The sequence below is a fragment of the Brevibacterium aurantiacum genome, assembly GCF_900169065.1.
Lineage (GTDB): Bacteria > Actinomycetota > Actinomycetes > Actinomycetales > Brevibacteriaceae > Brevibacterium > Brevibacterium aurantiacum.
The window spans coordinates 25,895-50,974 of record NZ_FXZB01000005.1; the positions used below are offsets into that span (position 1 = coordinate 25,895).

Annotated in this window: 20 protein-coding genes; 11 read left to right on the forward strand and 9 right to left on the reverse strand. The window is 62.0% G+C overall.

Features of this window, described 5'->3' with window-relative positions:
• Position 1 precedes the first annotated feature (1 nt).
• On the forward strand, positions 2-1,507 hold the full coding sequence (gene scpC, locus BAUR9175_RS04535; protein WP_096158564.1) for a succinyl-CoA:acetate CoA-transferase ScpC: 1,506 nt from the start codon (positions 2-4) through the stop codon (positions 1,505-1,507).
• Positions 1,508-1,566: 59 nt separating this feature from the next.
• Here scpC and BAUR9175_RS04540 read toward each other — a convergent pair whose 3' ends face one another.
• Positions 1,567-2,838 carry an ArgE/DapE family deacylase gene (locus BAUR9175_RS04540; protein WP_096167515.1) on the reverse strand — a complete coding sequence of 424 codons (1,272 nt, stop codon included), beginning with the start codon at positions 2,836-2,838 and terminating at the stop codon, positions 1,567-1,569.
• A 119-nt stretch (positions 2,839-2,957) separates the two neighbouring features.
• Positions 2,958-4,271: an SLC13 family permease gene (locus BAUR9175_RS04545; protein WP_069599861.1), complete on the reverse strand. Its 1,314-nt coding sequence runs from the start codon at positions 4,269-4,271 to the stop codon at positions 2,958-2,960.
• A gap of 459 nt (positions 4,272-4,730) precedes the next feature.
• Between BAUR9175_RS04545 and BAUR9175_RS04550 the strand changes: the two genes are divergently transcribed.
• The 4 genes from BAUR9175_RS04550 (at position 4,731) to BAUR9175_RS04565 (ending at position 10,867) form a co-directional block, all read left to right on the forward strand.
• Positions 4,731-7,082, forward strand: coding sequence for an HNH endonuclease signature motif containing protein (locus tag BAUR9175_RS04550; RefSeq protein ID WP_009883034.1), 2,352 nt, complete (start codon positions 4,731-4,733; stop codon positions 7,080-7,082).
• A 277-nt stretch (positions 7,083-7,359) separates the two neighbouring features.
• The gene (locus BAUR9175_RS04555; protein WP_101583073.1) at positions 7,360-8,832 is read left to right on the forward strand and encodes a sensor histidine kinase; all 1,473 of its coding nucleotides are present in this window, start codon (positions 7,360-7,362) and stop codon (positions 8,830-8,832) included.
• Positions 8,829-9,629, forward strand: coding sequence for a response regulator transcription factor (locus BAUR9175_RS04560; RefSeq protein WP_083248702.1), 801 nt, complete (start codon positions 8,829-8,831; stop codon positions 9,627-9,629). Before BAUR9175_RS04555 ends, BAUR9175_RS04560 begins: the two co-directional genes overlap by 4 nt.
• A gap of 86 nt (positions 9,630-9,715) precedes the next feature.
• Entirely contained in the window at positions 9,716-10,867 is a 1,152-nt protein-coding gene (locus BAUR9175_RS04565; protein WP_081448551.1) for a fatty acid desaturase family protein, read from the forward strand.
• A 135-nt stretch (positions 10,868-11,002) separates the two neighbouring features.
• Here BAUR9175_RS04565 and BAUR9175_RS04570 read toward each other — a convergent pair whose 3' ends face one another.
• A complete protein-coding gene (locus BAUR9175_RS04570; protein WP_009883039.1) occupies positions 11,003-11,830 on the reverse strand; it encodes a hydrolase in 828 nt (275 codons plus the stop codon).
• A gap of 121 nt (positions 11,831-11,951) precedes the next feature.
• Positions 11,952-13,145: a hypothetical protein gene (locus BAUR9175_RS04575; protein WP_096160884.1), complete on the reverse strand. Its 1,194-nt coding sequence runs from the start codon at positions 13,143-13,145 to the stop codon at positions 11,952-11,954.
• Between the two features lie 122 nt (positions 13,146-13,267).
• Between BAUR9175_RS04575 and BAUR9175_RS04580 the strand changes: the two genes are divergently transcribed.
• The 3 genes from BAUR9175_RS04580 to BAUR9175_RS04590 all read left to right on the forward strand — a co-directional run bounded on the left by BAUR9175_RS04580 (position 13,268) and on the right by BAUR9175_RS04590 (position 16,608).
• Positions 13,268-13,837, forward strand: a complete 570-nt coding sequence (locus BAUR9175_RS04580; RefSeq protein ID WP_050773370.1) for a TetR/AcrR family transcriptional regulator — start codon at positions 13,268-13,270, stop codon at positions 13,835-13,837.
• Between the two features lie 187 nt (positions 13,838-14,024).
• Positions 14,025-15,347, forward strand: coding sequence for a metal-dependent hydrolase family protein (locus tag BAUR9175_RS04585; protein ID WP_101583075.1), 1,323 nt, complete (start codon positions 14,025-14,027; stop codon positions 15,345-15,347).
• Positions 15,348-15,417: 70 nt separating this feature from the next.
• Complete coding sequence (locus BAUR9175_RS04590; protein ID WP_101583076.1) at positions 15,418-16,608, forward strand: M20 metallopeptidase family protein; 1,191 nt, start codon at positions 15,418-15,420, stop codon at positions 16,606-16,608.
• A gap of 63 nt (positions 16,609-16,671) precedes the next feature.
• Here BAUR9175_RS04590 and BAUR9175_RS04595 read toward each other — a convergent pair whose 3' ends face one another.
• Both BAUR9175_RS04595 and BAUR9175_RS04600 read right to left on the reverse strand, forming a co-directional pair.
• Positions 16,672-17,409: an MgtC/SapB family protein gene (locus BAUR9175_RS04595; protein WP_009883044.1), complete on the reverse strand. Its 738-nt coding sequence runs from the start codon at positions 17,407-17,409 to the stop codon at positions 16,672-16,674.
• A gap of 203 nt (positions 17,410-17,612) precedes the next feature.
• Positions 17,613-20,111, reverse strand: a complete 2,499-nt coding sequence (locus BAUR9175_RS04600) for an ABC transporter permease (protein WP_101583078.1) — start codon at positions 20,109-20,111, stop codon at positions 17,613-17,615.
• A 202-nt stretch (positions 20,112-20,313) separates the two neighbouring features.
• Here BAUR9175_RS04600 and BAUR9175_RS04605 point away from each other — a divergent pair, with 202 nt between their 5' ends.
• On the forward strand, positions 20,314-20,970 hold the full coding sequence (locus tag BAUR9175_RS04605; RefSeq protein WP_069599866.1) for a TetR/AcrR family transcriptional regulator: 657 nt from the start codon (positions 20,314-20,316) through the stop codon (positions 20,968-20,970).
• A 39-nt stretch (positions 20,971-21,009) separates the two neighbouring features.
• On the opposite strand, the gene BAUR9175_RS04610 is transcribed toward BAUR9175_RS04605, so the two are convergent.
• The 3 genes from BAUR9175_RS04610 to BAUR9175_RS04620 all read right to left on the reverse strand — a co-directional run bounded on the left by BAUR9175_RS04610 (position 21,010) and on the right by BAUR9175_RS04620 (position 23,530).
• Complete coding sequence (locus BAUR9175_RS04610; RefSeq protein ID WP_069599867.1) at positions 21,010-21,720, reverse strand: DsbA family oxidoreductase; 711 nt, start codon at positions 21,718-21,720, stop codon at positions 21,010-21,012.
• 79 nt (positions 21,721-21,799) lie between these two features.
• On the reverse strand, positions 21,800-22,930 hold the full coding sequence (locus BAUR9175_RS04615; RefSeq protein WP_096158568.1) for an Rv2578c family radical SAM protein: 1,131 nt from the start codon (positions 22,928-22,930) through the stop codon (positions 21,800-21,802).
• 63 nt (positions 22,931-22,993) lie between these two features.
• Positions 22,994-23,530 (reverse strand): flavin reductase family protein, encoded by a 537-nt coding sequence (locus BAUR9175_RS04620; RefSeq protein ID WP_009883052.1) that lies wholly within the window; start codon positions 23,528-23,530, stop codon positions 22,994-22,996.
• Between the two features lie 308 nt (positions 23,531-23,838).
• Here BAUR9175_RS04620 and BAUR9175_RS19635 point away from each other — a divergent pair, with 308 nt between their 5' ends.
• A complete protein-coding gene (locus tag BAUR9175_RS19635) occupies positions 23,839-24,438 on the forward strand; it encodes an MFS transporter (protein WP_257944264.1) in 600 nt (199 codons plus the stop codon).
• A complete protein-coding gene (locus BAUR9175_RS19640; RefSeq protein ID WP_257944273.1) occupies positions 24,423-25,043 on the forward strand; it encodes an MFS transporter in 621 nt (206 codons plus the stop codon). Before BAUR9175_RS19635 ends, BAUR9175_RS19640 begins: the two co-directional genes overlap by 16 nt.
• Positions 25,044-25,080: the final 37 nt, after the last annotated feature.

Genomic DNA, 25,080 nt, shown 5'->3' on the forward strand with positions numbered 1-25,080 from the left:
AATGTCGAGAATTACGTGCCCTGACCTGAGTTCGAGAGTCGTCACCGCGGACAAAGCGGCTGTTCACATCGGTCACGGCGACCGCGTCGCCATGAGCGGGTTCACCGGTTCGGGGTATCCGAAGTCGGTGCCCGGGGCGATTGCCGAGCAGGCTCGTCGAGAGCACGATGAAGGTCGCGATTTCGGCATCGAACTGTGGACCGGTGCCTCGACCGCACCAGAACTCGACGGAGTGCTCGCCGAGGCGGGAGCCGTGAGCAAGCGGCTGCCCTTCCAGTCGGACCCGGCAATGCGGAAATCGATCAACGCTGGCGACACCGAATACGTCGACACACACCTCAGCCATTCGGCCCAGCAGGCCTGGTTCGGCTTCTACGGCAACCTCGATGTCGCCGTCGTCGAAGTCGCTGCGATCCTGCCCAACGGTCTGCTGGTTCCCGGCAGTTCGGTCGGCAACTCGAAGACCTGGCTCGACTTGGCCGACAAGGTCATTCTCGAGGTCAACTCCTGGCACCCACGTTCCTATGAAGGCTTCCACGACGTCTACTACGGCACCCGTCGCCCACCCGAGCGTCTGCCCATCCAGCTGCTGGAACCGATGCAGCGCATCGGCGACCCCTACCTGCGCGTGGACCCGTCGAAGGTCGTCGCCGTCGTGGAGACGAACGCCCCCGACCGGAACCTGCCGTTCAAGGCCGCCGACGAGGATTCGAAGGCGATTGCCTCCCACCTCGTGGACTTCCTGCGCCACGAGATCACAGCCCACAGGCTTCCACCCGAACTGCTGCCGCTGCAGTCGGGCGTCGGCAATGTCGCCAACGCCGTCATGGGCAATCTGGCCGACAGCGAGTTCGAAGGCCTGACCGCTTATACGGAGGTCATCCAGGATGGGATGCTCGACCTCATCGACAACGGGAAACTCGCCTCCGTCTCGGCCACAGCATTCTCACTCTCGGCCGAGCGGGCAGCGGACTTCAACGAGAACATCGAGTCCTACAAGGGGCGCATCCTCCTGCGCACGCAGGAGATGTCGAACCATCCGGAAGCCATCCGCCGCCTCGGCGTCATTGCGATCAACGGAATGGTCGAGGCCGACATCTACGGCAATGTGAACTCCACCCACGTCATGGGCTCGTCCATCATCAACGGCATCGGCGGATCCGGCGACTTCGCCCGCAACGCCTACCTCAACTTCTTCGTGTCGAACTCGGTGGCCAAGGACGGTGCGATCTCGTCGATCGTGCCCTTCGCCAGCCACATCGACCACACCGAGCATGACACTCAGATCCTCGTCACCGAGCAGGGACTGGCCGATCTGCGTGGACTCTCTCCGGTGGCCCGAGCCCGCAAGATCATCGCCAACTGCGCGCACCCGGACTACAGGGACCGCCTCGGCGACTATCTGGATCGGGCGATCGCTGAGAACCCGAACGGGCGGCACACCCCGCACCTGCTGGGCGAGGCCCTGTCCTGGCATGGGAACTTCCAGGCCAACGGGAGTATGTGACGTCTGCCTGTGAGATTGCCTGATTCAGGGTGCCGAACTATTCGGCGATGCCGCGCCAGCTATTCGTCGATGCCGCACCATTCGGCGATGAAGAGCGCCATGGATTTCGTGCACCTGCGCACTGATTCGATGCTCACGCGCTCGTCGAATCCGTGGATGTTCTCCGAGACGGGGCCGTAGACGAGTGTCGGTATCTGGCCGTAGTTGATGAAGACTCGACCGTCGAGATAGCCGGGAGTGGTGAAGCTGGTGAGATCTCTGCCGAAGGCATTCCGGTGAGTGCGTTCGAGCAGCTCTTCGGCATCGCTGCCGGGCCCGAGGACGTAGCCGTCGGCGTAGAACCCGTTGGGAGTCAGAACAGTTTCAAAGGTCGGGCGTGAACTCGTTCCGGCATCGGACACGCACTTTTCGACCTCGGCCCAGGCATCATCGGCGTTCGTTCCGGGGTAGGTGGCCACGCGGACCTGGAGTTCGCACCAGGCAGGCACGCTCGAGGGCCAGTCGCCGCCGCGGATCTCCCCGAAGTTGAAGTTGATGGGGTGATCGAGGTCCTCGAAATACGGATGATCGGCCTTGCAGTCATTCCAGGTCTGTTCGAGCACGCGCAGAGCCTGCATCACATCGAACGCGGCATCGATGGCGTTGAAGCCATTGGCCATCTCTCGTGGGTGAGTGGGGTTGCCGGTGACCCGGACCGTGAACCAGAGGACCCCCACATTGGCTCTGACCAGGGCATCTTCCTCGGGTTCGGAGATGATGACCGCGTCTGCGGTGTATCCGCGCAGCAGAGCGGCCAGGGATCCGTTTCCGGTGCATTCCTCCTCGACGACGGACTGGAGGTGGATGCGACCAGTGAGGTTGAAGCCGGCTTCACGGATGGCATCGAAGGCGAACAGGTTCGCGACGAGACCTGCCTTCATATCTCCGGCACCGCGGCCATACATCCACCCATCGGCCACCTCGGCGTCCCACGGAGAACGAGACCATTTCTCCTCCGGTCCCTGCGGCACGACATCGATGTGGCCGTTGAGGATCAGGGACTTCCCGACGTTCCGAGTGGGCTGGTACGTGCCGACGACATTGGTCATCCCCGTGTAGTCGACGGTGGAGGGGCCGTAGCCCGGATGCGACGTCAGCTCGGGGGAGTCGATGGCCCACCGGTCGATGTCGAGGCCAAGCCTGTGCAAATGGGACTCGATGAGATCCTGTGCGGGTTCCTCATGTTCACGTCTGGACGACGAGTTCACCAGCTCGGCGGTCACCGCCAACTGGTCGTCGAAATGGGCGTCGACTGCCGCGAGGATCCGTTGTTGTGCGTCGTTGGTGATCATCGGCTCTCCTTCGAGCGCAGTCCGTTCTGCGCGGTGGGCTCAGCTCCTGTGCTGACCCGTCTGCAGCGACTCTAGGGGAGTGCGACCGTGGATGCAGCAGCAGTCTCACATTCTCTGTGTCATGTTGTCAGCATCGTCGGCACTGCGGCGACGACCCATGCGAGTCCGGGACCGATGAGGCACATGAGGCCGGCGTATCCGATCATCTGCTTGTAGTAGCGGTCGCGGATCGTTGAGTGCACATTGGCGAGCAGCATTGCACCGTTGGTCGAGAACGGGCTGATGTCGACGATGGTCGCAGCGATCGCCAATGCGGCGACGAAGCCGCCCACGTGGACATCGCCTGATTCGAGGAACGGCACGGCCAGGGCGATGACGACGCCGATGATCGCCAATGATGACGCCAATGCTGAGATCAGACCCGACATGTAGAAGAGCAACAGGGCAGCCAGCAGGGGAATGCCGATCGCCGAGATCCCGGCGGAAACCCACTCGACGGTGCCTGCTGCTTGGAGGACGGAAATGTAGGTGAGCACCCCGGTGATGAGGATGACGACCGACCAGGACACCTTGGTCATCGCGGCCTTGCCCGCTGCCGGGTTGATGAAGGTGAGCACGATGGCGATCGTGATCGTCACGATCCCGACATCCCAGCTGAAGATCAGCACGGACAGAGCCATGGCGATCAGTCCGATCAGGGTCGGAACCTGGCTTCGCGTCAAGCGGACGGTGTCGGTTTTGACCGCGGAGTTCCCGGTTCCGGGACTCTGGATTTCGGGACTCCCGGAATCGGGACTCTTGGTTTCGGCGGACAGGGCATCGTCCGCCTCGGCGCGCAATCCGGGTCGACGGTGAAGGACGAAGTAGACGACGAGTGCGAAGATCAGGTTGAAGATCAGCGGTGCCAAGAACAACGACAACGGGGTCGGAGTCAGGCCGTTCTTGGCGAGGTAGTCGTTGATGAAGATGCCATAGACGCTGATGGGGGAGAAGGCACCGGCCAAGGCACCGTGGACGACGAGGAGACCGACCATGAACTGGTTGATCCGATGCTTACGCGCGAACGACAACGCCAGCGGAGCGATGATGGCCACGGCGAAGAGCGCGCCCAGTGCGATCAGAATCGCGGTGAGAGCGAAGAAGATCCACGGCATGAGCGAAGTCCGGCCACCGACGAGCCTGACACACCAATGGACGATGACCTCGATGACGCCGTTGTTCTGAGCAAACCCGAACAGATAGGTCAGGCCCACGAGCGCGAGGAACAAGTCGACGGGGAATCCGGCGAGGAATTCCTCCGGAGCCTGGTGGAGGACGAGTCCGCCGACCCCTGCCGCCGCAACGAAGCCCAGCAGGCCCATGTTGATGTCACGCCAGGTGCCGATGACGAACATCAGTCCGAGGACGATCACGCAGATCAGTTCAGCACTCATGGGAGCAGTGTCTCCTTCATCTTCACAATTACGATTGCCGGCGTCTTGCTATGGCGCGCTGCGGTAGTGGCGGGTGTCTGATGCGGCGGTGGATCGCTGCGACCCGGCGCGGTGGCAGCGTGGCCGCAGGCGAAACCGCACGTCACATGCTCTTCAACCTAAACGAAATCTCATTTATTGACCGCGCTATCTCGCAATGTAGGCGGTGGTGGGGTGGCTTCGGCTCAGCTGGGATGGGACCGCAGAAACTTGCTGGCGATCTCGTGTCAGTGCCGTTTGAGAGTATTGAACAACGAACAGAACTTGTGAATGGCAAGACACTTCTACCGGATCGGAAGATTTCTTAAGAATAGGTCTATACAAATAAGATTCGAATACGATAGAATATAAATATCATTTAATTCAGTCAGTGTTCTACTCACTCTTCCCGACGATGACGTACGAGGCAGGTGACACACGATGAAAAGCGCATCCTCAACCACCAACGAGCAACACCGCGAAGAAGGTAAAAAGGCCGACTCCGCTGGCAATGACGCCGGCGAGAATGCTGGTGAAAACGGAACACCCCGTTATAGCGTTCGCTATGAATCCAGTGTCACCAATCTCGGCAGTGCATCTGCAGAGTATGACCAAGCGCAGCTGAAGGTCTACGAGCTCAGTGCCGGAGTCATACTCGAGCAGGTCATCCAGCACTACGGCACAGACGTTCCCGAAGGGGATGACCCCTACACGGTCGCCACGATTGCCAGCTCAGTTGATCGATGCAAAGAATCTTCAGGCACAGAGAAGGGTAAGGGAACCGAATATCTGGTGACTGCGAGCGATCTTGCCTGGAATATTTCACCGTTGGGTGATCGTGACTTCGACCAAAGATGCACGGACCTTGTGGTCGTTTCCGCTACATCGTCTGCGGTCATGGCCTATGACGCCGAGTTCGCGAAGAAGGTGCGTTCGCCAAAGGTCGAAACCGAGCCCGAGACTGTTGAACCTCCAGACTTTCCTGGCTTCGAACCGGACACCGATTTCTCGCGTTGGGTCCACGACCAGGTGTTCACCGAGGACATCGCTGAGATCTCCGCGATCTTCGGAACATCTACTCCGCGCACCTATCGCCGCCTGACTGCGGCGATGACTGCTATTCACGGACTCCCGCGATTCGCTGACCGTGTTCGTGAGGGAGAATTCACGCAGGCGCACGTCGATGCCGCCGCCGACTTGTGTCAAACGGTTGCCATGCGGTTCCTGCCTCGACTGGACGAGTATCTTTCCGTCAGGCGGGCAGACGTGACGAGCGAATATTTCCGAACTGCTCTGCGTAAGAAGATTCAGCTTCTCGAGCCTGCAACAGACCGGGCCGAAACAGCTGCACGTCGGCGCCGAGTTGATATCGACACTTTCAAAGACGGAACCGCATGCTTGTCGTTGACAGGTCCAGCCGCTGAGGTGAATGCGAGCTTCCAGCGCATCCAGGCCATGGCGAGGGCAATTTATGCGGGGAATTCCAATACGTTCAATCTGGCGCCCGGCGTGGAAATCATCGACGAGCGCACCATCAGCAATCTCATGTTCGACATTGCCATCCGCCCTCAGCCGAAGCTCAGTATCAAGGTGAAAAGGATCGACCCGGTGACGGGAATCCAGACCACCTCCGAATCCTCACTTCTCGATGACAACGGGACTCCGCTGTTCGACTTCGACGACCAGGGTGTGGTCGGGCTGACGAAGTGTGCGAAAGGCGCTGAGGCATCACCTGAGGGTGGAACAGCCTTTGCTCCTGGTACACCACAGCAAGACGAAGTCACGGAATATGACATAACGGTCGGCATGCCCACCGACCAGTGGTGGTTGGCGAACCAAGCAGCCGTGGTGGTTACGGTTCCGTATCTGACGTTGAGCGGCGAATCGGAGCTTCCAGGCACACTGACAGACGGTTCTCCGGTGCCAGCAGAAACTGCACGGCGCATCGGCGCTCGTTCGAAGACGATGACGAGAGTCCTGACGGATCCGGCTACAGGTACTCCCGTCGACGCGAAAGCTACGACTTACCGGATTCCCAACGATGTGCGGAAGACGCTCATTGCAAAATGGGCGATCTGCACAGTACCGGGGTGCAGTCGAAGAGCAGAGAAGTCAGAGATCGACCACATCGTTCCCTTCGACCATGATCACCCTGACCGGGGCGGCCTCACTCGATTCACCAATCTGCATCCGCTGTGCAAAAAGCACCATGCGGTGAAGACTGCGCGAAACTACTTGGTGCGAATGCCGAAATCTGGCCTTGTCGAATACGAATTCTCCCATGGTGTGACCGCCGGTGTTACGGCTCCAGACCAGCCTGTCGATGCTGCTCAAGCACTTGAGCTCTATGCACTATCGGGGATCAGTCCAAAAAGGTGGCGGCTCCCAACAGAAATGGTTCCTCCGCCACCGAACATTCTTGTGCTCACGCCCGGCGAGACGACGATTCGAAAACGTGACGAGGAAAAGCAGCGCGAACGAGAACGGGCAGACCATCAGCAATGTCTGCAGGAGAACTATGACCTCGCAAAGGCCAAGCGCCGACAACTGATGATCGATCGGATGCAGGATTGGGACAATGCAGTATTCCAGCTCTGCCTGCCGCCCGGGTCGGATCCTGTGACCATGAAGCGACTACCTCGGGGTCGTCGCAGAGGCTATCCGCGTTCCAGAGCGAAGAAGGGGCCCGAAGGTTGGTCTTCGAAGAGCGAGTACATGCGAATGAGCAGAGCGTGGCAAGCCGCACGCGTGCAGTGGGAGCACGACAGCGCAAATGACCCACCACCATTCTGATCCTCGCTTCACTGATCTGAGCCCCAACTGTTTTGTTTGAACCTCGCTTCACTGATCTGAATTTCACTGGATCGGGCTGAACGGTTGGCAGAGGCCAGGGACCACCTCGGTGGTCCCTGGCCTCTGCAGTCTGGTCTAGGCATGCGGACCGTAGAGGGGCAGGTTTGGGACTCTCACGGGACGCATAGCTGTGTTTGCTAATGTCACACTGACGAAGTGTGCCAGGCGATTCGACCCCTCGGATCGGTTCAGAGCCGCAGAAGGAGAACCGGAATTCGTGCTGCTCAGCAAGCTGTTCGACAGATTCCTGCCAGCCGACCGCAGATTCAACCCTGAGGCTCTGGCCTGGATAGCGGTGATCTTCACCGCCATCGTGATGCTCGCAGTCGAATCCTCGATCGCGGTGGGAGTCCACGAAGCACCCGTCGCGCTGGCATTCATCATCACCGTCATCCACGCAGGATCGATGCCGCTGTCAATGCTGCGCCCACTCTTCGGCGTGATCGTCTCAGCCATCGCCTGTGGTGTCCTACCGCTGCTCGGCCCGTATCTTGCCGGCAATCCATGGCCGTGGATGGTGCCGATGATGATCACTCAGATCCTCATCATCCTCATCGTCGGGCTCCGCGCCCACTGGGGCGTCGCATTGGCCGCGCTGCTGGCCAGCATCGCCGTCTCTGCGGCCGCAGCCGTGATCGGACATTTCCAGTACCCCGAGAGTCGGTCGGAATCATCGATCGTCAACATCGTCATCTTCTCCTGCATCGCCGGCGGCTTCTACGTGGCTGCCATTATCGTTCAGCAGTGGCACCTGATCCGTTCGCAGCTGCTGCAGGAGCAGGAGAACACTGCCGAGGAGCATTCGAAGCGCGTCGTGGTCGAGGAGAAGACGCGAATTGCCCGCGAACTCCACGACATCGTCGCCCACAGCATGTCGATCATCAACATTCAGGCCTCGAGCGCACCATTTCGCCACCCCAATATCGATTCGGATGTGGAAAGGGAATTCGAGGACATCTCCGTCTCCGCTCGCAATGCCCTCACCGAGATGCGAGGACTTTTAGGGGTGCTGCGCAATGAGGAATCGAACCAGCAGCTGGCACCTCAACCCAAGTTCTCCGAGGTTGAGGGCCTGGTGAAGAAGGCACAGCAGGCTGGAGTCAAGGTCACCATGGAACGCAGCGGGGGACCGCTAGATCGCAGCCTGCGCGACAGCACCGGGCTGGCCGGGTATCGCATCGTCCAGGAAGCGCTGAGCAACGCCATCCGTCACGCCACTGAATCGCAGATCCATATCAAGATCGACAGCGGCGGCACCGCTTTGTGGATCAATGTCTTCAACACCGCGGGAAAAGGCCCCTCTGAGGCCGCGAAGAACGAAGTTCACCGTCATCAGGGGCTTATCGGGATGAGGGAACGCGCGTCCTCGGTCGGAGGCGAACTTCGGACCGGCTGGACCGGAAGCGGAGGCTTCGAAGTGGCGGCGGTGCTGCCGCTGTCCGTGGCCGATGCGCGCAAGTCAGGCTCAGATAAGCCCGGTTCACACGAAGCTGACGAGACAGACGAAGCTGACGAGACAGACGATCGCGACGTCAGCGCCGACCAGGACATAGGTGCGGACCCGGACGCCGACACAGGCACAGACACAGGCGCAGAAGACGTCACTGCCGCAGAGGCAGACGCGCTCACAAGCGCCGAGGCAGACGACACAGCGGGTCAATCGCAGGGTGATGAGAGGAGCAACGCGTGATTCGCATCGTGATTGCCGATGATCAGGCAATGGTTCGAGCAGGCTTCGCCGCGTTGTTGGACGCACACCCCGACATCGAGGTGGTGGGCCAGGCACAAGACGGTGTCGAATGCGTCAGCCTTGTCGCCGAGCTGAAGCCCGACATCGTCCTCATGGACGTGCGCATGCCCGAACTCGACGGCATCGAAGCCACCCGCGAGATCCTCTCGGCCCGGAGCCGTCAATCCGCGAACACTGCTGCGTCGGTGAACGCTGGCAAACCTGGGTTCGCCGGCCAGACTGGGATCGCCGGCCAGCCCGCGAACGCAGAGATATCGAAATCGGCTGTGTCCACCTCGGAGACAAGCGGTATCGGCGATGACGTTCCGCGCATCATCATGCTCACGACCTTCGACATCGACGACTATGTCTTCGATGCGATCCGTGCCGGTGCCAGCGGCTTCCTCCTCAAAGATGCCCCGCCCAATGAGCTCGCCGAGGCGGTGCGGGTGGTGGCCTCGGGCGATGGGCTGCTGGCCCCAAGCGTCACCCGTCGCGTCATCGAGCATTTCGCCGCGGGTCCGCAGACATCGAACGCGGAGGCACTGCCTGATCTCACCGACCGTGAACGCGAGATCCTGGTGCTGGTGGCACGCGGCCAGACGAACACAGAGATCGCTGCCACGCTCTTCATCGCCGTCCAGACCGTGAAGACTCACGTCTCACGAATCCTTTACAAACTCGACATCAGAGACCGTGCGCAGGCGGTCATCGCCGCCTACGAATCCGGGCTTGTGGTGCCTGGAGCAAAAGCCTGATCGTCCACCCCCTACCGGAGTAGGGGGTGGAATACGGTGCCGTGGGGTGATGCCAAACGAATGGTCCCTCTCGTACCGTAAGTAATATGGAATCAGTAGATGTCGTGAATAGGACGCTGTCGACACCCACTCTTGGGAAAGAAACAAGGGCGGAGGTGCTCGAGAAGAGGCGAGCTAATCGCGGTACCGAGAAGCAGGAGTTCACCAGCGATTTCAGTGCGCTGATGGCCCAGGTCAAAGAGGCTGGTCTGCTGGCTCGACGACCCGGCTGGAACACGCTGCGCTTCGTCCTCCTCGGAATCTCCTACGTCGTCGCCTTCGCGATGCTCTTCCTCATCGGCGAAAGCTGGTGGCAGATGGCCACGGCCGTCGTCTTCGGAATCCTCTTCACCCAGACGGCTTATGTCGCCCACGATGCGGCTCACCGTCAGATCTTCACCAATGGCAAGGTCGGCGAGTGGGTGTCGACCATCATCGGCAACCTGTTCATCGGCCTCAGCTTCGGCTGGTGGCTAAAGAAGCACAACGCTCTCCACCACGCCAATCCGAACAAGGCCGGCGTCGACGGCGACATCGCCCCCGGTGCACTGATCTTCGACCCTGCAGATGCCCAAGGACTCACCGGGTTGCGCAAGTGGCTTGCGGCCCATCAGGGTTGGTTCTTCTTCCCACTGCTGACTTTGGCGGGAGTGCAGCTGCACGTGAACTCGGTCAAGGCGATTCTCGTCGGCCAGTCCTCGATCAAGCGCCGTTGGATCGAAGGCATCTTCATCGGCATCCGCATCATCGGATTCCCCCTCATCGCAATCTGGGCCGCCGGACCACTCATCGGCATCGTCTTCACGATCGTCCAGGTCATGGTCTTCGGTGTGCACATGGGCGGCTCGTTCGCTCCCAACCACAAGGGACAGCCGATCGTTCCCAAGGACGTGAAGATCGACTTCCTGCGTCGCCAGACACTGATGTCACGCAACATCTCCGGCGGACGTCCGATGGGCTTCCTGATGGGCGGACTGAACTACCAGATCGAACATCACCTGTTCCCGAGTATGCCCAGCGTCAACCTGCACAAGGTTCAGCCGATGGTCCGCGAATACTGCGCTCAGAAGGACATCAAATACACGGAGACGACGCTCTTCGAATCGTTCGGCATCATCGTCCGCTACCTCAACCGGGCCGGACTCGGCCAGGCCGATCCCTTCGACTGCCCGGTCACCGCACAGTTCCGCTCACGCTGAGCTAGCCGCACATCTCCATCGGCGAACAAGCCGACCAGGACGATTCCACGCAAACCCCCACTGCCACCTCGGCGGTGGGGGTTTCTGCTTCGTGCATGTTGCTCAGGTCGTCGAGAATCAGGCCAGGTACACGAATCAGGTCAGGTGGTCGTGAGCACCGGAGACCCACTCGGCATAGCGCTCGGCCGAGCTCGCCACCGCCTCTTTGGCTCCGCTCGAGATCATCTGCCCGAAGTTGCCGTACATGCGATCGAAGTCGAGGTCAGCCACCGAGGCGGCGACGCGTCTGACGACCTGTGCCGACAGCGGCAGATAGTTGGGGAAGCTGCGCATGAACGTCACCCAGCCCGACCGGGCCACCGGTGCGATTGTGTCTCCGCTGAGCATGACGCCGCGGCCGTCCTGACCAGTCCACAAAGCCACAGCGCTGCCCGGGAAATGGCCGCCCGTTCGCTGCAGTCGGACGCCGGGAACGGGTTCCGCGACGTGATAGTAACGCCAGATGTTGGGGCCCTCGCGCTGAACCCAGTCGGCATCGGCACGGCAGACGAAGATCGGGGCATCGTCAAAGGCCGCGCTCCACTCGAGCTGCAGGCCGAACATGTGGGGATGGCTGGCAGCGATGGCCTGAACACCGCCGAGGTCGGAGACTGCGGCGATGACGTCCTCGTCGATGTAGGGCGGGACTTCGAAGAGCAGATTGCCGTGCTCGGTCTGTGCCAGATAGCATGTCTGTCCGATGCCCAGCTTCGGTTCCACCCGCAGAGCATAGAGGCCGGGTTCGCGTTCGACGATGGAGACGCTGTGGTGTTCGGATTCGAGCTCTTCACGCGTCGTCCAGTCCTGGCCTGACTCCGGCAGCCACTGGCGCTCATCCGAACAGATCGGGCAGACATCCGGTGGAGGCGTAGTCGTTTCGACACCGCACGTTCGGCAGATCGTCACGTTCGTCAGTGCTGTCATCGGGGAAAACCTCCTGCACCCGAGGATAGTCCTCGGGTGCAGGAGGGGCCAGGTACCCGAGGTCGGGTGTGGCGCGAAGGGCCCTTGTCGGGTCACCCCCGTTGGTGAGCCGGAGAGCAGCTCAGCTCACAGCGGCGCGCTTCTTCGAATGGGCCAGAAGGTGACCGACGAGGATGAGGGCGATGCCCAGGACGAACCACCCGATGAGCACCCACCACTGCATCGTCATGGGCGCACCCGGGAAGTAGGAGAGGTCTCGCAACAAGGTTCCAGAGGCACCCGGGACCAGGAACTGACCGATGTCTCCCCAGGCTCCTGCGAGGAATTCCTTCGGTGCTTGGAGCGAGGCGATCGGATTGCCGATGAACATCGTGAGCACCGCGCCGATGGCGATGCCCCCTGGGCCTATCAGCGAGACGAAGCCGTTGATGAGTGCCGCCGTTGCCGCCACAGCAAGTCCGGCAGCCAGCACGTTGAGCCCGAAGTTGCCCTGCAGAATGCCGAACCAGGTCTGCAGAACGAGAGTGAGTGCAAGTCCGCCGATTGCCCCGTAGGCCAGTACCGCGACGGCACGCATACGGCGCGAGTGGACGATCATGCTGGTGAGCACACCGCCGACGATTCCTCCGATGGTCAGAGGCAGGCCGGCGATCGCGAGACCGGCACCGGTGGAGTCATTGTCATTGAGCGGAACGACGTCGGTCACCGTGACCTGGGGGACCTCCATCGCCGAGGTGGTTGGGGCCTGTGCTTGCTCACCGGGGTTTTCCTGGGGTCCGGCAGGACCCTGAGATGCAGGGCTTTGAGATGCTGGGCCTTGAGATGCTTTCGCCAATGCGTCCTGCATCTCCTTCATTCCATCCTGCATTCCCGACATCGCCTGTTTGTCGATCTTCTGCTGCATCTGTGAGGCGATCCCATTCAGCTGTTGGGCAACGGCGGGGGAGGCTGCGGTTGAGGTGAGGATCTCGGGTTCGTCACCAACGATGAATGCTCCGTAGACCTCTCGCTCACGGATGAGCTGTTGCGCCTCGGCGCGGGAATCGACCTTCTTGAGATCGAGCATTCCCTCGGGAGCGTTCGCTGTGATCTGATCGATCTGCTTCTGATCGCCGACGGCTGCCACCGGAAGGTCCTTGGGCTCGGATGTCACGGTCGGCCAGCTGAACGCCAGCAGAATGATGGTGACGATGGCCGCGGCGAAGACAGCTGCGAGCAGAGCCTGCTTAAGGCTGGGTTTGGGTGCGCCCTTGGCTGGTTCGGCCTCGGGGCCCGTCTCGGCTGAGTCCGAGGTAGCGAGGATTCTCGTCTGCATGCCTGTCCAATCATTGAAAACGAATACTCGTTCTTTTTACTCCTGCGGGTACGATATATCAAGAATGGTCATTCGTTTTTGGGGGATTGGTGCCGAAGGTCACGGACGAACACAGAGAGGCCATGCGCACGCGGATTCAGGATGCCGCGCTTACGTGCTTCTCTCGCAAGGGCTTTGCCGGGGCGTCGATGGCCGACATCATCAGGGAGGCGGATCTCTCCGCCGGTGCCGTCTATGTCTACTACTCGTCCAAGGCCGAGCTCACTCTCGATGCCGGCAGGCGAATCATGGAACAGCGGGCAGCCGAACTGCAGGATTTCGGGTCGGCAGACGAGGTCCCGCCTCCTCAGCAGGTCTTCCCGAATCTGCTGAACACGATTCTCCGCGACTCACCATTCGCCCCGCTGCTGTTGCAGGTGTGGGCAGAGGCATCGCACTCGCCCGACTTCGCGAAGGTCGCAGCGAAGATCTATACAGACCTGATTGATCGCTTCACGGCCTATCTGAGCGCGTATTTCCACCGGGGAGCAGGGCTGGGCACAGATGCGGCGGAGGCGAAAGCTGAGCAGATCGCTCCCGCGGTCCTTGCGCTGATGCAAGGCGCCATCGTGCAGAACGCGATCTTCGGTGAGGATTCGCGTGAGCGCATTGCCAGCGCCATCGAAGCGCTGCTGACAGAGATCGCGGACTGAGGCACTGACCGCGGAGTTCGAAGACTGGAAGTATGCGTCTGAGGCTCCAACCTCGCGCCTGGGCTCGATGTTCTCTGGCCGACACTCTTTTCGGCCATGATGCGATCACTGCACACCGCAGGGCGAAGAATGGTCAACAATGGCACCTGAAGCGCACGCTCGTCTGTCGAAAGGACCACGACCTCCCATGTCGATCGCCTACCTCCCCGCCACGAACCGCGAATCCGAGCACATCATCCTGCGCGGAGCCACTCTCATCGACGGCAACGGCGGTGACCCGATCACAGACTCCGAGATCGAGGTCAGGGACGGACGCATCGTCTACGTCGGGTCCCGGCCCGACGAAGGAACCACCTCGGCGAGGGAGGGCAACGACGCAGGTGACACGTCCCCTCGTGTCATCCAGCTGCAGGGCAAGACGATCATGCCCGGCTTCATCGACTCCCACGTGCACTTCGGACTCACGGTCGAGAACCCGGCGGCGAACCTCGCCCGCTTCGCCTCCGAGCGGATCGTGCGCAGCGTTGTCAACGCCCGGAACACGCTCATGGCCGGAGTCACCACGGCGCGTGACCTGGGTGGAACGGACCGCGGCATTCGCGACAGCATCGAGCAGGGACTGATCCTGGGGCCGCGGATCCACTTGGCCATCAGCCCGCTGTCACCGACCGGTGGGCACACCGACTTCACTATGCCCAACGGCATGCCCACCATGCCCCCGATGCCCGTCGACCCGATCATCGACACCGACGACGATGTGCGCCGGACCATTCGCACCCTCGTGCGCTCCGGAGCCGACGTGATCAAGGTCTGCACCACCGGTGGCGTCTCGAGCCCAACCGATACACCCGATGACATCGGCGTTCCAGAAGAACACGTGCGGCTCATCGTCGAAGAGACCGCCAAGCGAGCAGGTCAGCCCGTCGCCGCCCACGCCCAGGGGCCCGAGGGCATCAAGGCCGCTATCCGCGGCGGAGTGCGCTCCGTCGAACACGGTTACGGAATCGACGATGAAGGCATCGAGCTCATGCTCGAACACGGCACCTTCCGCGTCCCCACGCTCAGCAGCGCACTGCGGATACCGGACCCGAAGAACGTGCCCGGCTATCTGTACGAGAAGAAGGTCAAGTGGTCAGCGATCGCACGCGAACGTGTCGCCGTTGCCATGGCCGCCGGGGTGAAGGTCGCACTGGGAACCGACGCTGGGGTGTGCCCGCACGGGCTCAACCTGCGCGAGGAGATGCACGCCGTCGAACTCAGTCTGACACCGATGCAGGCGATCGTGGCCGGCACGAAGAACGCGGCCGAACTGCTGCGGCTCTCAGCCGACGTCGGCACTCTCGAGGAAGGCAAACTCGCCGACCTCGTCGTTGTCGACTTCGATCCGCTGGCCGATATCACTGCGTTGGCTGAACCCGACAACGTCAAGGCCGTCGTCCAGGGCGGATCCCTGGTCAAGGACTCTGCCGGCTGGTTCGGCTCCGCCGCTGTCACCTCGGCGCTCGGATGATATTGACTCCGCCACGCACTATTTGCACACCAGCTCCACCCACCATCTCGACCACAGAAGAGGTACCTCAATGACGACTGACTTCCGGACAGAGGCCCTGTCCCTGACCACCGAACTGCGTGACCTGCGCCGCGAGCTCCACCGCAACCCCGAGCTGGGACTCGAGCTGCCCTTCACTCAGCAGAAGGTCCTCGACGCGCTCGAGGGTCTGCCGCTCGAGATCACCACAGGTCAGGACCTCAGCTCGGTCGTCGCCGTGCTCCGCGGCGGCAAACCCGGTCCCACGGTTCTGCTGCGCGGAGACATGGATGCCCTGCCCGTCACCGAAGCCACCGGACTCGACTACGCATCGATCAACGGAAACATGCACGCCTGCGGTCACGACCTGCACGTGACGGGTCTGGTGGGAGCGGCCAAGCTCCTGTCCGCTCATCAGGCAGAGCTGGCCGGGACGGTGGCATTCATGTTCCAGCCCGGCGAAGAGGGACCGGGCGGAGCCCAGCGCATGCTCGACGAAGGGATGTTCGAGACCATCGGATCGACTCCCGACTCCGCCTACGCTATCCACGTCGCCCCGGGAGTTCCCGGCACATTCGTCGGTCGCCCCGGCACGGTCATGGCCGGAGCCAATACGCTGCACGTGACGATGCACGGCAAAGGTGGGCACAGCTCCCGCCCCGAGGACGCCACCGATCCCATTCGTCCGCTCCTGGAGTTCGGCCAGGCACTGTATTCGATGATCACCGGATCGTTCAGCGTCTTCGATCCCATCGTCGCCGAGGTGACTCAGCTGGAGGCCGGCACCGCCGTCAACATCATTCCCGCGACGGCGAAGCTCGGCGCCTCCGTGCGTACCATGTCGGCCGAGACGACGAAGAAGTTCCCTGTAGCCGCGACTCGCCTGGCAGAGTCGATCGCCGCCGCACACGAATGCACCGCCGAGGTGGTGTGGACCGAGCAGTACCCCGTGACGGTCAATGACGCGCAGGAAATCGAGTTCGTTGCCGAGACGCTGACCGAAGCCTTCGGGGCGCATCGCTACGTGACCGCCCCGAACCCGGTCATGGGTTCCGAGGACTTCTCCTTCGTGCTCAATGAGGTACCTGGGGCGTTCCTCTTCATGTTCGCCTCTCCGGAGGACGTCGATCCTGCAACCGCAGCGACGAACCACTCGCCTGAGGTCCTCTTCGACGACGCACACCTGCCGGACCAAGCGGCAGCGCTGGCCACCCTAGCCTGGCAACGAACGCTGCGAGGCTGAGTCCTGGCCTGAGGCGCACAGGCCTGAGGTACACAGGCCTGCGCTGGCTTGCGAGGGGCCAGGTCAGACGGTGTCGCCGTCCTCGTCGACAGAGTGGACCCGGTCCTCGCGCATGCTCACCTTGTCCACGCCGGACAGTTCCATCAAGGGAGGGATCAGGAGGTGCAGGGGAGGTCTGCCCTCGAACTTCACGTCGATCTGGACCATCTTCACTCCGTCCTCCGATTCGAAGCGTTTGGAGTCGAGGATCGTGTTCGAATACCCCATGTTTCCGGCCACGGCGAGGATATCGCGGAGGATCCCGGACCCATCCTTATAGGCGATGCGCAGCAGCTTGCGGTGCGAGTCGTCGGGGATACGGCGGATCAGGGGAGCGATGACGAACAGAGTCAGCAGGTGGAGTGCGGTGAGCATCATGGCCAACGACAGCATTCCCGCGCCGCAGGCCATGCCCACGGCGGCCGTGACCCACACAGTGGCGGCCGTCGTGAGACCGCGCACCATGTTCCGGCCCTTGAAGATGACACCCGCACCAAGGAAGCCGATGCCCGATACGATCTGCGCGGCGATCCGCGACGGATCCAGGCGAGCCTCGTCGCCGAGCACGGCGGCGAACCCGTAGGCGGAGACCAGCGTGAACGCGCACGTGCCGATGCCCACGAGAACGTGTGTGCGATAGCCGGCGCTCTTCTGCCGGAACTGCCGTTCGAAGCCGATCAGCGAGCACAGGACGAAGCTGGCCAGGAGCAGTTCCGCCTCGACGAGGCCGGTCGGACCGAAGAATTCGATGTGAGAGCCCATAGTGCTTCTGACTTTAGCCCCTCATCTGTGCACGACGTCGCCTTTCGCATTGAACACCGGGCACTGAACACCGCACCACACGTCAGAACAGGCCAGCGCCGAGGTGGTTGTCCACCTCGGCGCTGGCCTGTCTGGGTCGCGCGGGAACTGCAATCAACCGATCACACAGTGGCGATCACACGGTGTTGATCACACAGTGGCGATCACACAGTGGAGGGGATCCACTCCTGCTGATCGGATGACTCGGACCGATCGGCCGCCTCGGCGGGGCGATTGCTCATGCCATCGCCTGCGGTCGGTGCCATCGTGGGCCTGGAGGAGAGCCGGTGGTAATCGTTCGGATCGTCTTCGACGATCGTCGACTGCACGGTCTGGCCCGACTGTCCGAACTGGCTCGACTCGCTGCCTTCCGATGGTGCAGGACCCGTTGATGATTCAGAACCCTGTGCTGACTTAGGCCCTTCGAGGGCCTTGGCCTGCTTCCGGGCCTGCTTCTTCTGCTCCCGCTCACGCTCGAGGTGGAGGTTGCCGAAGTCTTGCTCGGTCCGCGGCGGCTTAATGCTGTCGATGAGGAACACCAGCGCCAGGGACACGAGGCCCCAGAGTCCGAGGACCTGCATATGCTCGGTGACCACATCGCTGTCGAAGTAGATGATCGAACGAATGGTCTCCACCGCGGCTGCCATCGGCAGGAAGTCGTGCAGCGTGGTGAAGAACGACGGGATCATGTACTCGGAGATCGCCCCGTTCGAGGCGGGCATTCCGGCAAACATCAGTGTGCCGATGACCGGAATGATCGCGAGCATGCCGATGAGTCTCTCGAAGACCATTGCAAACATGGCGATGCAGAAGATCGCGATGATCCCGGCTCCCCACAGCTGCGCGAAATGACCGTCGACGGCACCGGTGATCGGGCCGGCGATGAGGGCGACGACCAGAGACATGAACGGTGCGTACACAGCGGTCAGGGGAATCATCCGCTTCAGCGGTCGACTCCACGGGTTTGCATTTGCGCCGACGATGACGACCATAAAACCAGCCAGGATCCAGCCCATGGCGATGTACATGACGACCACGCCGTTCTTGTCCCGATCCGGCAGGGGCGCAACGTTGTCGACGTCGAGCTCCATGTCCTGCGCCGAGGCGACCTGATCGAAGATCCGGTTGACGACCTGGTAGGCGCTGTTGTTCCCGGCCTCGTTCGCGATGAGACCGAACTCGGCGTTCTTCTGCGTCGGCAGGACGAGAGCCGCGACCTCGTCACGGTCTTCGACCTGAGCTCGTGCCTCTTCCTTGTCCGACGTGGCGGTGAAGTCGAACATGTTCTTGCCCATTGACTTCTCGAGGTCGGCGATGGTGTCCTTCGCCTGCTCGGTCGAGGAGCCGACCACAGTCACGGGCATGTCCTTGGGCGTGGGGGAGCCCATCGCGCCGAGCATGAAGGTGAGCATCATCGTGACCATCGCCAAGGGGAAGACGATGAGTGAGATGTAGCGCCACACCTTCGAATCCGGGCGCCGACCACCGTGCAGCGAGGGAATATTGACATCCAGCGGCTTCGGATCCGGATTGCGTCGGTGGGAGATGAAGTCATAGGCCTTCGTCAGCAGCAGACCGACGACGGCTCCGATGGCCAGGACCAGGAGGTGCTCGGTGACTCCTGCGCCGTCGAAGTACAGCACGGATCGCAGTGCTTCGCCGATCGCGGGCATGGGCAGAATCTCGTGCGTGAAGCGGTAGAACGCCGGCATCGTGTACACGGGGTAGGACAGGTTCGACGACGGCATACCGAGGACCATGAGGAAGAAGATGCCGACGATCACGCCCAAGGCACCGACGATTCGGGTGATGAACAGCTGCATGCAGGAGATCGCGAACACGCCCAACCAGGCTATGCCGAGGACTGGGACAGTGTCCTTGACATCGACGATGTCGAGAATCGGGCAGACAACCGTCCAGACCAAGCCGGCGATCACCGCGGCCCAGGCTCCGAGGATGGGGACGATGCGTTTGAACTTCAGCAGTTCGGGCGAATTCGAGCGCAGCACGCTGAAGGGCAGGTATCCGGCCATGACGATGGCTGTCATGAGGAACATTGCCCCGAGTCCCGACGGATCGTTGTCCGGCAAGGACGCAATGTCCTCGGTGGCGACGTCGAGGCCCTCTTCCTGCAGGGCGGGCATGACGAGACCGGTGACCGTCGTCTGCTGTTGAACTCCGGCACCTCCGGCGGTGTAGAGCGTGGCCTTATCGCCCTCGATGACAACCGCCGCCGAGGCTTCGCGATCGTAGACCATCTCACGTGCGGTGTGAGCATCCTCGACCGTGTCGACGTCGAGGGCATCCGGTTCGGCACCGTCGAGTGCGAACTTGATGTCCGCGGCCTTCGAATCCGAACCGGCCACCACGACGGGCATGTCGTTGGCCGAGGGGGAGTGCATGGTGCCGAGGTAGCCCGTGATCATCATGCCCACCATGATGAGCGGCATGATGAAGATCGCTGCCGTCCGGCCGATCAGCTCTGCCTTGGCGCGTTTGGCGGCTGCAGCCTCTGCATCGGCATCGGTGGTGTGCTGCTCGTTCGTCGACTGCGGTGCCTGGTCGTGGTCCTGGCTGTCGTCGTAGTCGTGATCGTGCCTGGTGTCGTGTGAGTCATGCTCACGGGCCTCGCGGCGGGTGAGCGGCGGTGGTGGTGTGGCCACTGTCGTCCTCCTGATGGATCGGAAGTCGAGTGATCACCGTTGACCACCTTGAACTCGACTACTTTAAGACACGTGACTTAGAATTGTGAAATCGACAGAGATTTGCCAAGGTGAGGGCGATGCTCGCCGAGGTGGTCAGGCCGCTGATATCGCGGCAGGGAGTCCGCGTCGTGAGCCACTTGAGAATGAAAGAATAGGGACTATGGGAAGCCAGAGTGACAGAGCGCGCGAGGTGCTGCTCAACTCCGCAGAGGAGCTCTTCGCCATCCACGGCATCGATGCGGTGTCGAATCGCCGCATCGTCGACTATGCCGGGGCTGCGAATCATTCCGCGATCTCATACCACTTCGGAGGGCGAGACGGTCTGCTGCGCGCACTTATGGAGCGTCATGTCGCCGCGATGTCCCTGCGCCGAGACGATTACATCGCTGGCCTGGGGGAAGCTCCGAGCATTCATGATTACGTCCGCAGCAGAATGGGCCCGTTGTTCGATGTTCTCGCCGATCTGCCGCGGCCCAGCTGGCGTGCACAGTTTCTCGCGCAGATGGGAATCGTGCCCTCAGCCGTCGAGATTATGAAGTCCGTGTTGGCTGAGTCCTCGCTGCCTGACGGGTTGAGATTCATCCACGGCGAGATGGAGGGTATTCCCGAAGGGGTCCTGCGCGGCCGGGCCTATCTGCTGGCCCATATGGTCACCAGCGCGTGTTCTGACCAAGAGGTGAGGATGAATGAGGGGACCCACAAAGGTGACTGGGAGCAGGTGGGGCGATTCCTCATCGATGCCGCCGCTGGCATGATCGCAGGCCCCGTGACATCACCGGACGGTGCGATCCGCTATCCCTCGATTCCGTACCTGTAACGGGTGGCTGCGCGAGGATAAATGTCTTGCGGGACTGAATCAGTCGCAGCCTTCGGGCCCGCACACTGCGCCATCGCGAAAGGCTTCGTCTCCGCCGGCAAGCACTGTGAGCTTCTGGCTTTCTCCCCACGCGGTCTCGAGCGCTTGTGTGAATGCCTCGGGAGGCTGGGCGCCGGAGATTCCGTATTTGCGGTCGATGACGAAGAACGGGACTCCGTTGGCACCCAGTGCCTGAGCCTCGGCGATGTCGGCCTTCACCTCGGCGGTGTACTCATCGGTGGAGAGGACGCGACGGGCCTCGTCGGCGTCGATGCCAACGGCGCGGGCCACCTCGGCGAGATACTCGACGTCACCGATGTTGCGGCCCTGCTCGAAATGACCGGACAGAAGGGCTTCCTTGGCCTGGCTCATAACCCCGTGGGACTTGGCCAAGTGGAGGAAGCGATGAGCAGTGAAGCTGTTGGCCACGACGATGGAATCAAAGTCATAGTTCAGGCCCTCGCCAGCGGCCTGCGCGGTGACGTGATCGAACATCTGTCGAACCTGCTCGGCGGGCATGCCCTTGGCCTGGCTGAGGTAGTCGGTCTCGGTTCCCGCATAGTGCTCGGGCAGGCTCGGGTCGAGCTGGTAGCTGCGCCATTCGACCTCGACGTCGTCCTTGTGCGCGAAGCCGTCCAAAGCGGTCTCGAAGCGACGTTTTCCGATGAAGCACCAAGGGCAGGCGATGTCCGACCAGATTTCAATCCTCATGACAGCTAGAACCCGAGCGTGAGACGGGTTATTCCCCGGTCTTGGGTGCTGGAGCGAGCGCTGGCCTGGTGGGTTCGAATCAGAACAGTGCTTCCTGTGGCGGGGGAGTCAGGCTTGCGGCTTGAGCTGCGGTCGACGTTGCGGCCCCGGACCGCGTCCGGTCTCCGCGCTTCGTCATCGGGTAATCATCGTCGGCGGAGCCGCGCAGGTCGTAGGCGTCGATGAGCGGATTGATGCGCCGGCTCAGCCAGGCGCGGTACTCCTTCGACGCATAGGAGGACTTCGCATACATCCGGCGGTAACGGGGGAGCAGCTCGGGATGTTCGCGTTCGAGCCATTCGAAGAACCACTCGCGAGCACCCGGTCGGAGATGCAGGGCACCATAGACCACGCGGCTCGCGCCGGCCTCCTTGATGGCGCTCAGCGCGGCATCAAGATGGTCCATGGAGTCGGTGAGCTTCGGCATCACTGGCATGAGGAAGACCGTGACGTTGAAGCCGAGGTTCGCGGCCGCTCGTACTGTTGCCAGGCGTGCTGTCGTCGTCGGTGTGCCCGGTTCGATCGTCTGCTGGAGGGTGTCGTCAAAGACGGCGATCGACATGCTGATCTCGACATCGACGTCCTCCCTGGCGCGGGCGAGCAGCGGCAGGTCGCGGCGCAGCAGCGTGCCCTTCGTCAGCACTGACATCGGGGTGCCGTGCTCGGCCAGAGCGGTGATGATGCCAGGCATGAGAGAGTAGCGGCCCTCGGCTCGCTGGTAGGGATCCGTGTTCGTGCCCAGGGCCACCAGCTCACGTGCCCACTTCGGTTTGGCCACCTCGGCGGCGAGGACCTCTGGGGTGTTGACCTTGACGATGACCTGCCTGTCGAAGTCCTGCCCGGAATCAAAATCGAGGTAGCGGTGAGTGCTGCGGGCGAAGCAGTACACGCAGGCATGAGAGCACCCGCGGTAGGGGTTGATCGTCCAGGTGAAGGGCATCGAACTGGCCGCGGGCACCTTGTTCAGGGCCGACTTCGCCAGCACTTCGTGGAAGGTGACGCCTGCGAACTCCGGTGTTCGAACACTGCGCACGAGTCCTTTGAGGCCGAAGAGCTCGGCGGGTGGGGCAGTGGTGGCTGATTCGACCAGGCCCGCTTCTGCACCAGCTGACGCTGCGCCAGTCTGTGGACCAGGTGTCGGGGTAAGCGTGCTCTGCTGATTCCACCTCATGACTACATTCGAACATGTGTTCGAGTGCGAGTCAAGGGTGCTCGAGGTGGGATGTGACGCGGTCTAGGGGGCTGTCATGCCCTTGAACTCGCTGCGATGGAAGACGAGCGCATCGGTGTTCGGTGGGTCATCAGCCCGAACGTCTGCGCCCTCCAGGCTGTTGGTGTCGAGGATTTCGAGCAGCGCGACGGTGTGGTCGCCTGCCTCGACCTCGTTGTAAAGACGCGTCCACAGGTGGGCAGGGCTGCCGGGAATGGTCAGCGCACCATCGGTGGTGATCACGGGGTCGATCCCAGAGAATCGCGAGGCACGATCCTTCGAAGCCAGCTGCCTGACCAGGAGCGACTGATGGGCGCCGAGGAGGGAGACTCCCAGTGCGGGTGCTGCCCGCAGCAGCGGCCACGTGCTCGAGGTGGTCTGCACCGCAACGCTGATCAATGGCGGGTCGAGTGAGACACCTGCGGTCACTGTTGAGGCGACCAGTCCGAGGGGTGTGCCGTCGACTTCGGCGCCGATGAGTGCGACGGCCTGGGGGAAGTGGGAGAAGGTCTCACGCAGAGCATCCGGTGACACGGCTGCGGCTCGTGCGATCGTCGTCATGAACTTGCCTCCGGTGGAATTGGGCTGTTGAGCGGCTGTGATTGCTGAGATCTTCCGCTCAACAAAGCCTTACTGATCTCAAGCGATCATCACAGATATCGCCGACAAGTGCATCCCGATGTGACACCAGTGAGTCTTCGTGCGTCCCCATATGACGATCAAAGTCCAACAGTGACGCGGCGGCGACACGAACCGCCACAGAGTCCCTGGATTGCTCAACGAAACTCAGACACTGATAAAGCACCTGACCACGGTAAAGCACCAGGTTCTGAAGAGACACCCTGACCACGTCGATGAGGGAGAACCCCATGTCACAGACCTCCGCAGTGGAGACGATCACCCCGGACCCACCTCGGCGATTCCTGGACGGGAAGAAGCGCGTGCTCGCCTCGGCCTTCGCCGGCACCACCATCGAGTGGTATGACTTCTACCTCTACGGCACCGCCGCCGCACTCATCTTCAACGTCCAGTTCTTCCCCAGCGGCAGCGAACTCGGCAGCAGCCTTGCCGCATTCGCCAGCCTCGCCGTCGGATTCTTCGCCCGACCGTTGGGCGGCATCATCGCCGGACACCTGGGCGACCGAGTCGGACGCAAGGCCCTACTCGTCGTCTCTCTGCTGTCCATGGGCATCGCCTCGACGCTCATCGGCCTGGTGCCGAACTTCAACACCATCGGCTGGTGGGCCGCTGCCGCACTTGTCGTCCTGCGCATCGTCCAGGGACTCTCCGCCGGCGCGGAATGGGGAGGATCGGCACTGCTCTCGGTCGAACACGCACCCCCACGCAAACGCGGCCTGTTCGGATCCTTCACCCAGATCGGATCCGCCGCGGCGTCTCCGATGCCCCGGAGTTCCAGGAACTCAAGGACTCCGGCAACGTCGCCAAGGCACCTCTGCGCGACGTCCTGACCAAGCACCCACGCGTCCTCCTGGTCACGATCGGCCTGCGCCTGGCACAGAACAGCGTCTTCTACCTCATCACCGTCTATATGCTCAGCTACCTGGCCGAGAACCGCGACGACTCGACCGCCGGCGTCACCGCCGTGATGATCGCCTCCGCCATCGGCCTGTTCACCGGGCCTCTGTGGGGATGGATCTCTGACAAGGTCGGTCGCAAACGCGTGACCATCGGCGGCATCATCGGGGTGGCCGTCTTCGGGTGGATCTTCTTCGCCTTCCTCGACGCCGGCCCACTGGCGTTCCTGCCCATCGTCGTCATCCTCGGCATGAACCTCGCCCACGACGCCATCTACGGACCCCAGGCGGCCTGGTTCGCCGAGCAGTTCCCCATCGAGATCCGCTACTCGGGCGTGAACATGGGCTACCAGCTGGGCACTGTCATCGGCGGAGGCATCATGCCGATGGTCGCAACACTCCTCTACGTCGTCGGCGGCCACTCACCGTGGCTGATCTGCGGCTACCTCACCCTGCTGTGCCTGCTTTCACTCATCGCAGCACTGGCGGCGAAGGACCCCGCCCGGGAGCTGGCGATCAGCGCCCGCGCGGGCGACTGAGCTCGCACCTGACTCCTACTGACCTGCCACCTGACAC

Excerpts from the sequence above, each read along its gene's own strand:
- scpC (WP_096158564.1), top strand. The coding sequence starts at position 2 with ATGTCGAGAATTACGTGCCCTGACCTGAGTTCGAGAGTCGTCACCGCG.
- BAUR9175_RS04540 (WP_096167515.1), bottom strand. The coding sequence starts at position 2,838 with ATGATCACCAACGACGCACAACAACGGATCCTCGCGGCAGTCGACGCC.
- BAUR9175_RS04545 (WP_069599861.1), bottom strand. The coding sequence starts at position 4,271 with ATGAGTGCTGAACTGATCTGCGTGATCGTCCTCGGACTGATGTTCGTC.
- BAUR9175_RS04550 (WP_009883034.1), top strand. The coding sequence starts at position 4,731 with ATGAAAAGCGCATCCTCAACCACCAACGAGCAACACCGCGAAGAAGGT.
- BAUR9175_RS04565 (WP_081448551.1), top strand. The coding sequence starts at position 9,716 with ATGGAATCAGTAGATGTCGTGAATAGGACGCTGTCGACACCCACTCTT.
- BAUR9175_RS04570 (WP_009883039.1), bottom strand. The coding sequence starts at position 11,830 with ATGACAGCACTGACGAACGTGACGATCTGCCGAACGTGCGGTGTCGAA.
- BAUR9175_RS04575 (WP_096160884.1), bottom strand. The coding sequence starts at position 13,145 with ATGCAGACGAGAATCCTCGCTACCTCGGACTCAGCCGAGACGGGCCCC.
- BAUR9175_RS04580 (WP_050773370.1), top strand. The coding sequence starts at position 13,268 with ATGCGCACGCGGATTCAGGATGCCGCGCTTACGTGCTTCTCTCGCAAG.
- BAUR9175_RS04585 (WP_101583075.1), top strand. The coding sequence starts at position 14,025 with ATGTCGATCGCCTACCTCCCCGCCACGAACCGCGAATCCGAGCACATC.
- BAUR9175_RS04590 (WP_101583076.1), top strand. The coding sequence starts at position 15,418 with ATGACGACTGACTTCCGGACAGAGGCCCTGTCCCTGACCACCGAACTG.
- BAUR9175_RS04595 (WP_009883044.1), bottom strand. The coding sequence starts at position 17,409 with ATGGGCTCTCACATCGAATTCTTCGGTCCGACCGGCCTCGTCGAGGCG.
- BAUR9175_RS04605 (WP_069599866.1), top strand. The coding sequence starts at position 20,314 with ATGGGAAGCCAGAGTGACAGAGCGCGCGAGGTGCTGCTCAACTCCGCA.
- BAUR9175_RS04610 (WP_069599867.1), bottom strand. The coding sequence starts at position 21,720 with ATGAGGATTGAAATCTGGTCGGACATCGCCTGCCCTTGGTGCTTCATC.
- BAUR9175_RS04615 (WP_096158568.1), bottom strand. The coding sequence starts at position 22,930 with ATGAGGTGGAATCAGCAGAGCACGCTTACCCCGACACCTGGTCCACAG.
- BAUR9175_RS04620 (WP_009883052.1), bottom strand. The coding sequence starts at position 23,530 with ATGACGACGATCGCACGAGCCGCAGCCGTGTCACCGGATGCTCTGCGT.
- BAUR9175_RS19635 (WP_257944264.1), top strand. The coding sequence starts at position 23,839 with ATGTCACAGACCTCCGCAGTGGAGACGATCACCCCGGACCCACCTCGG.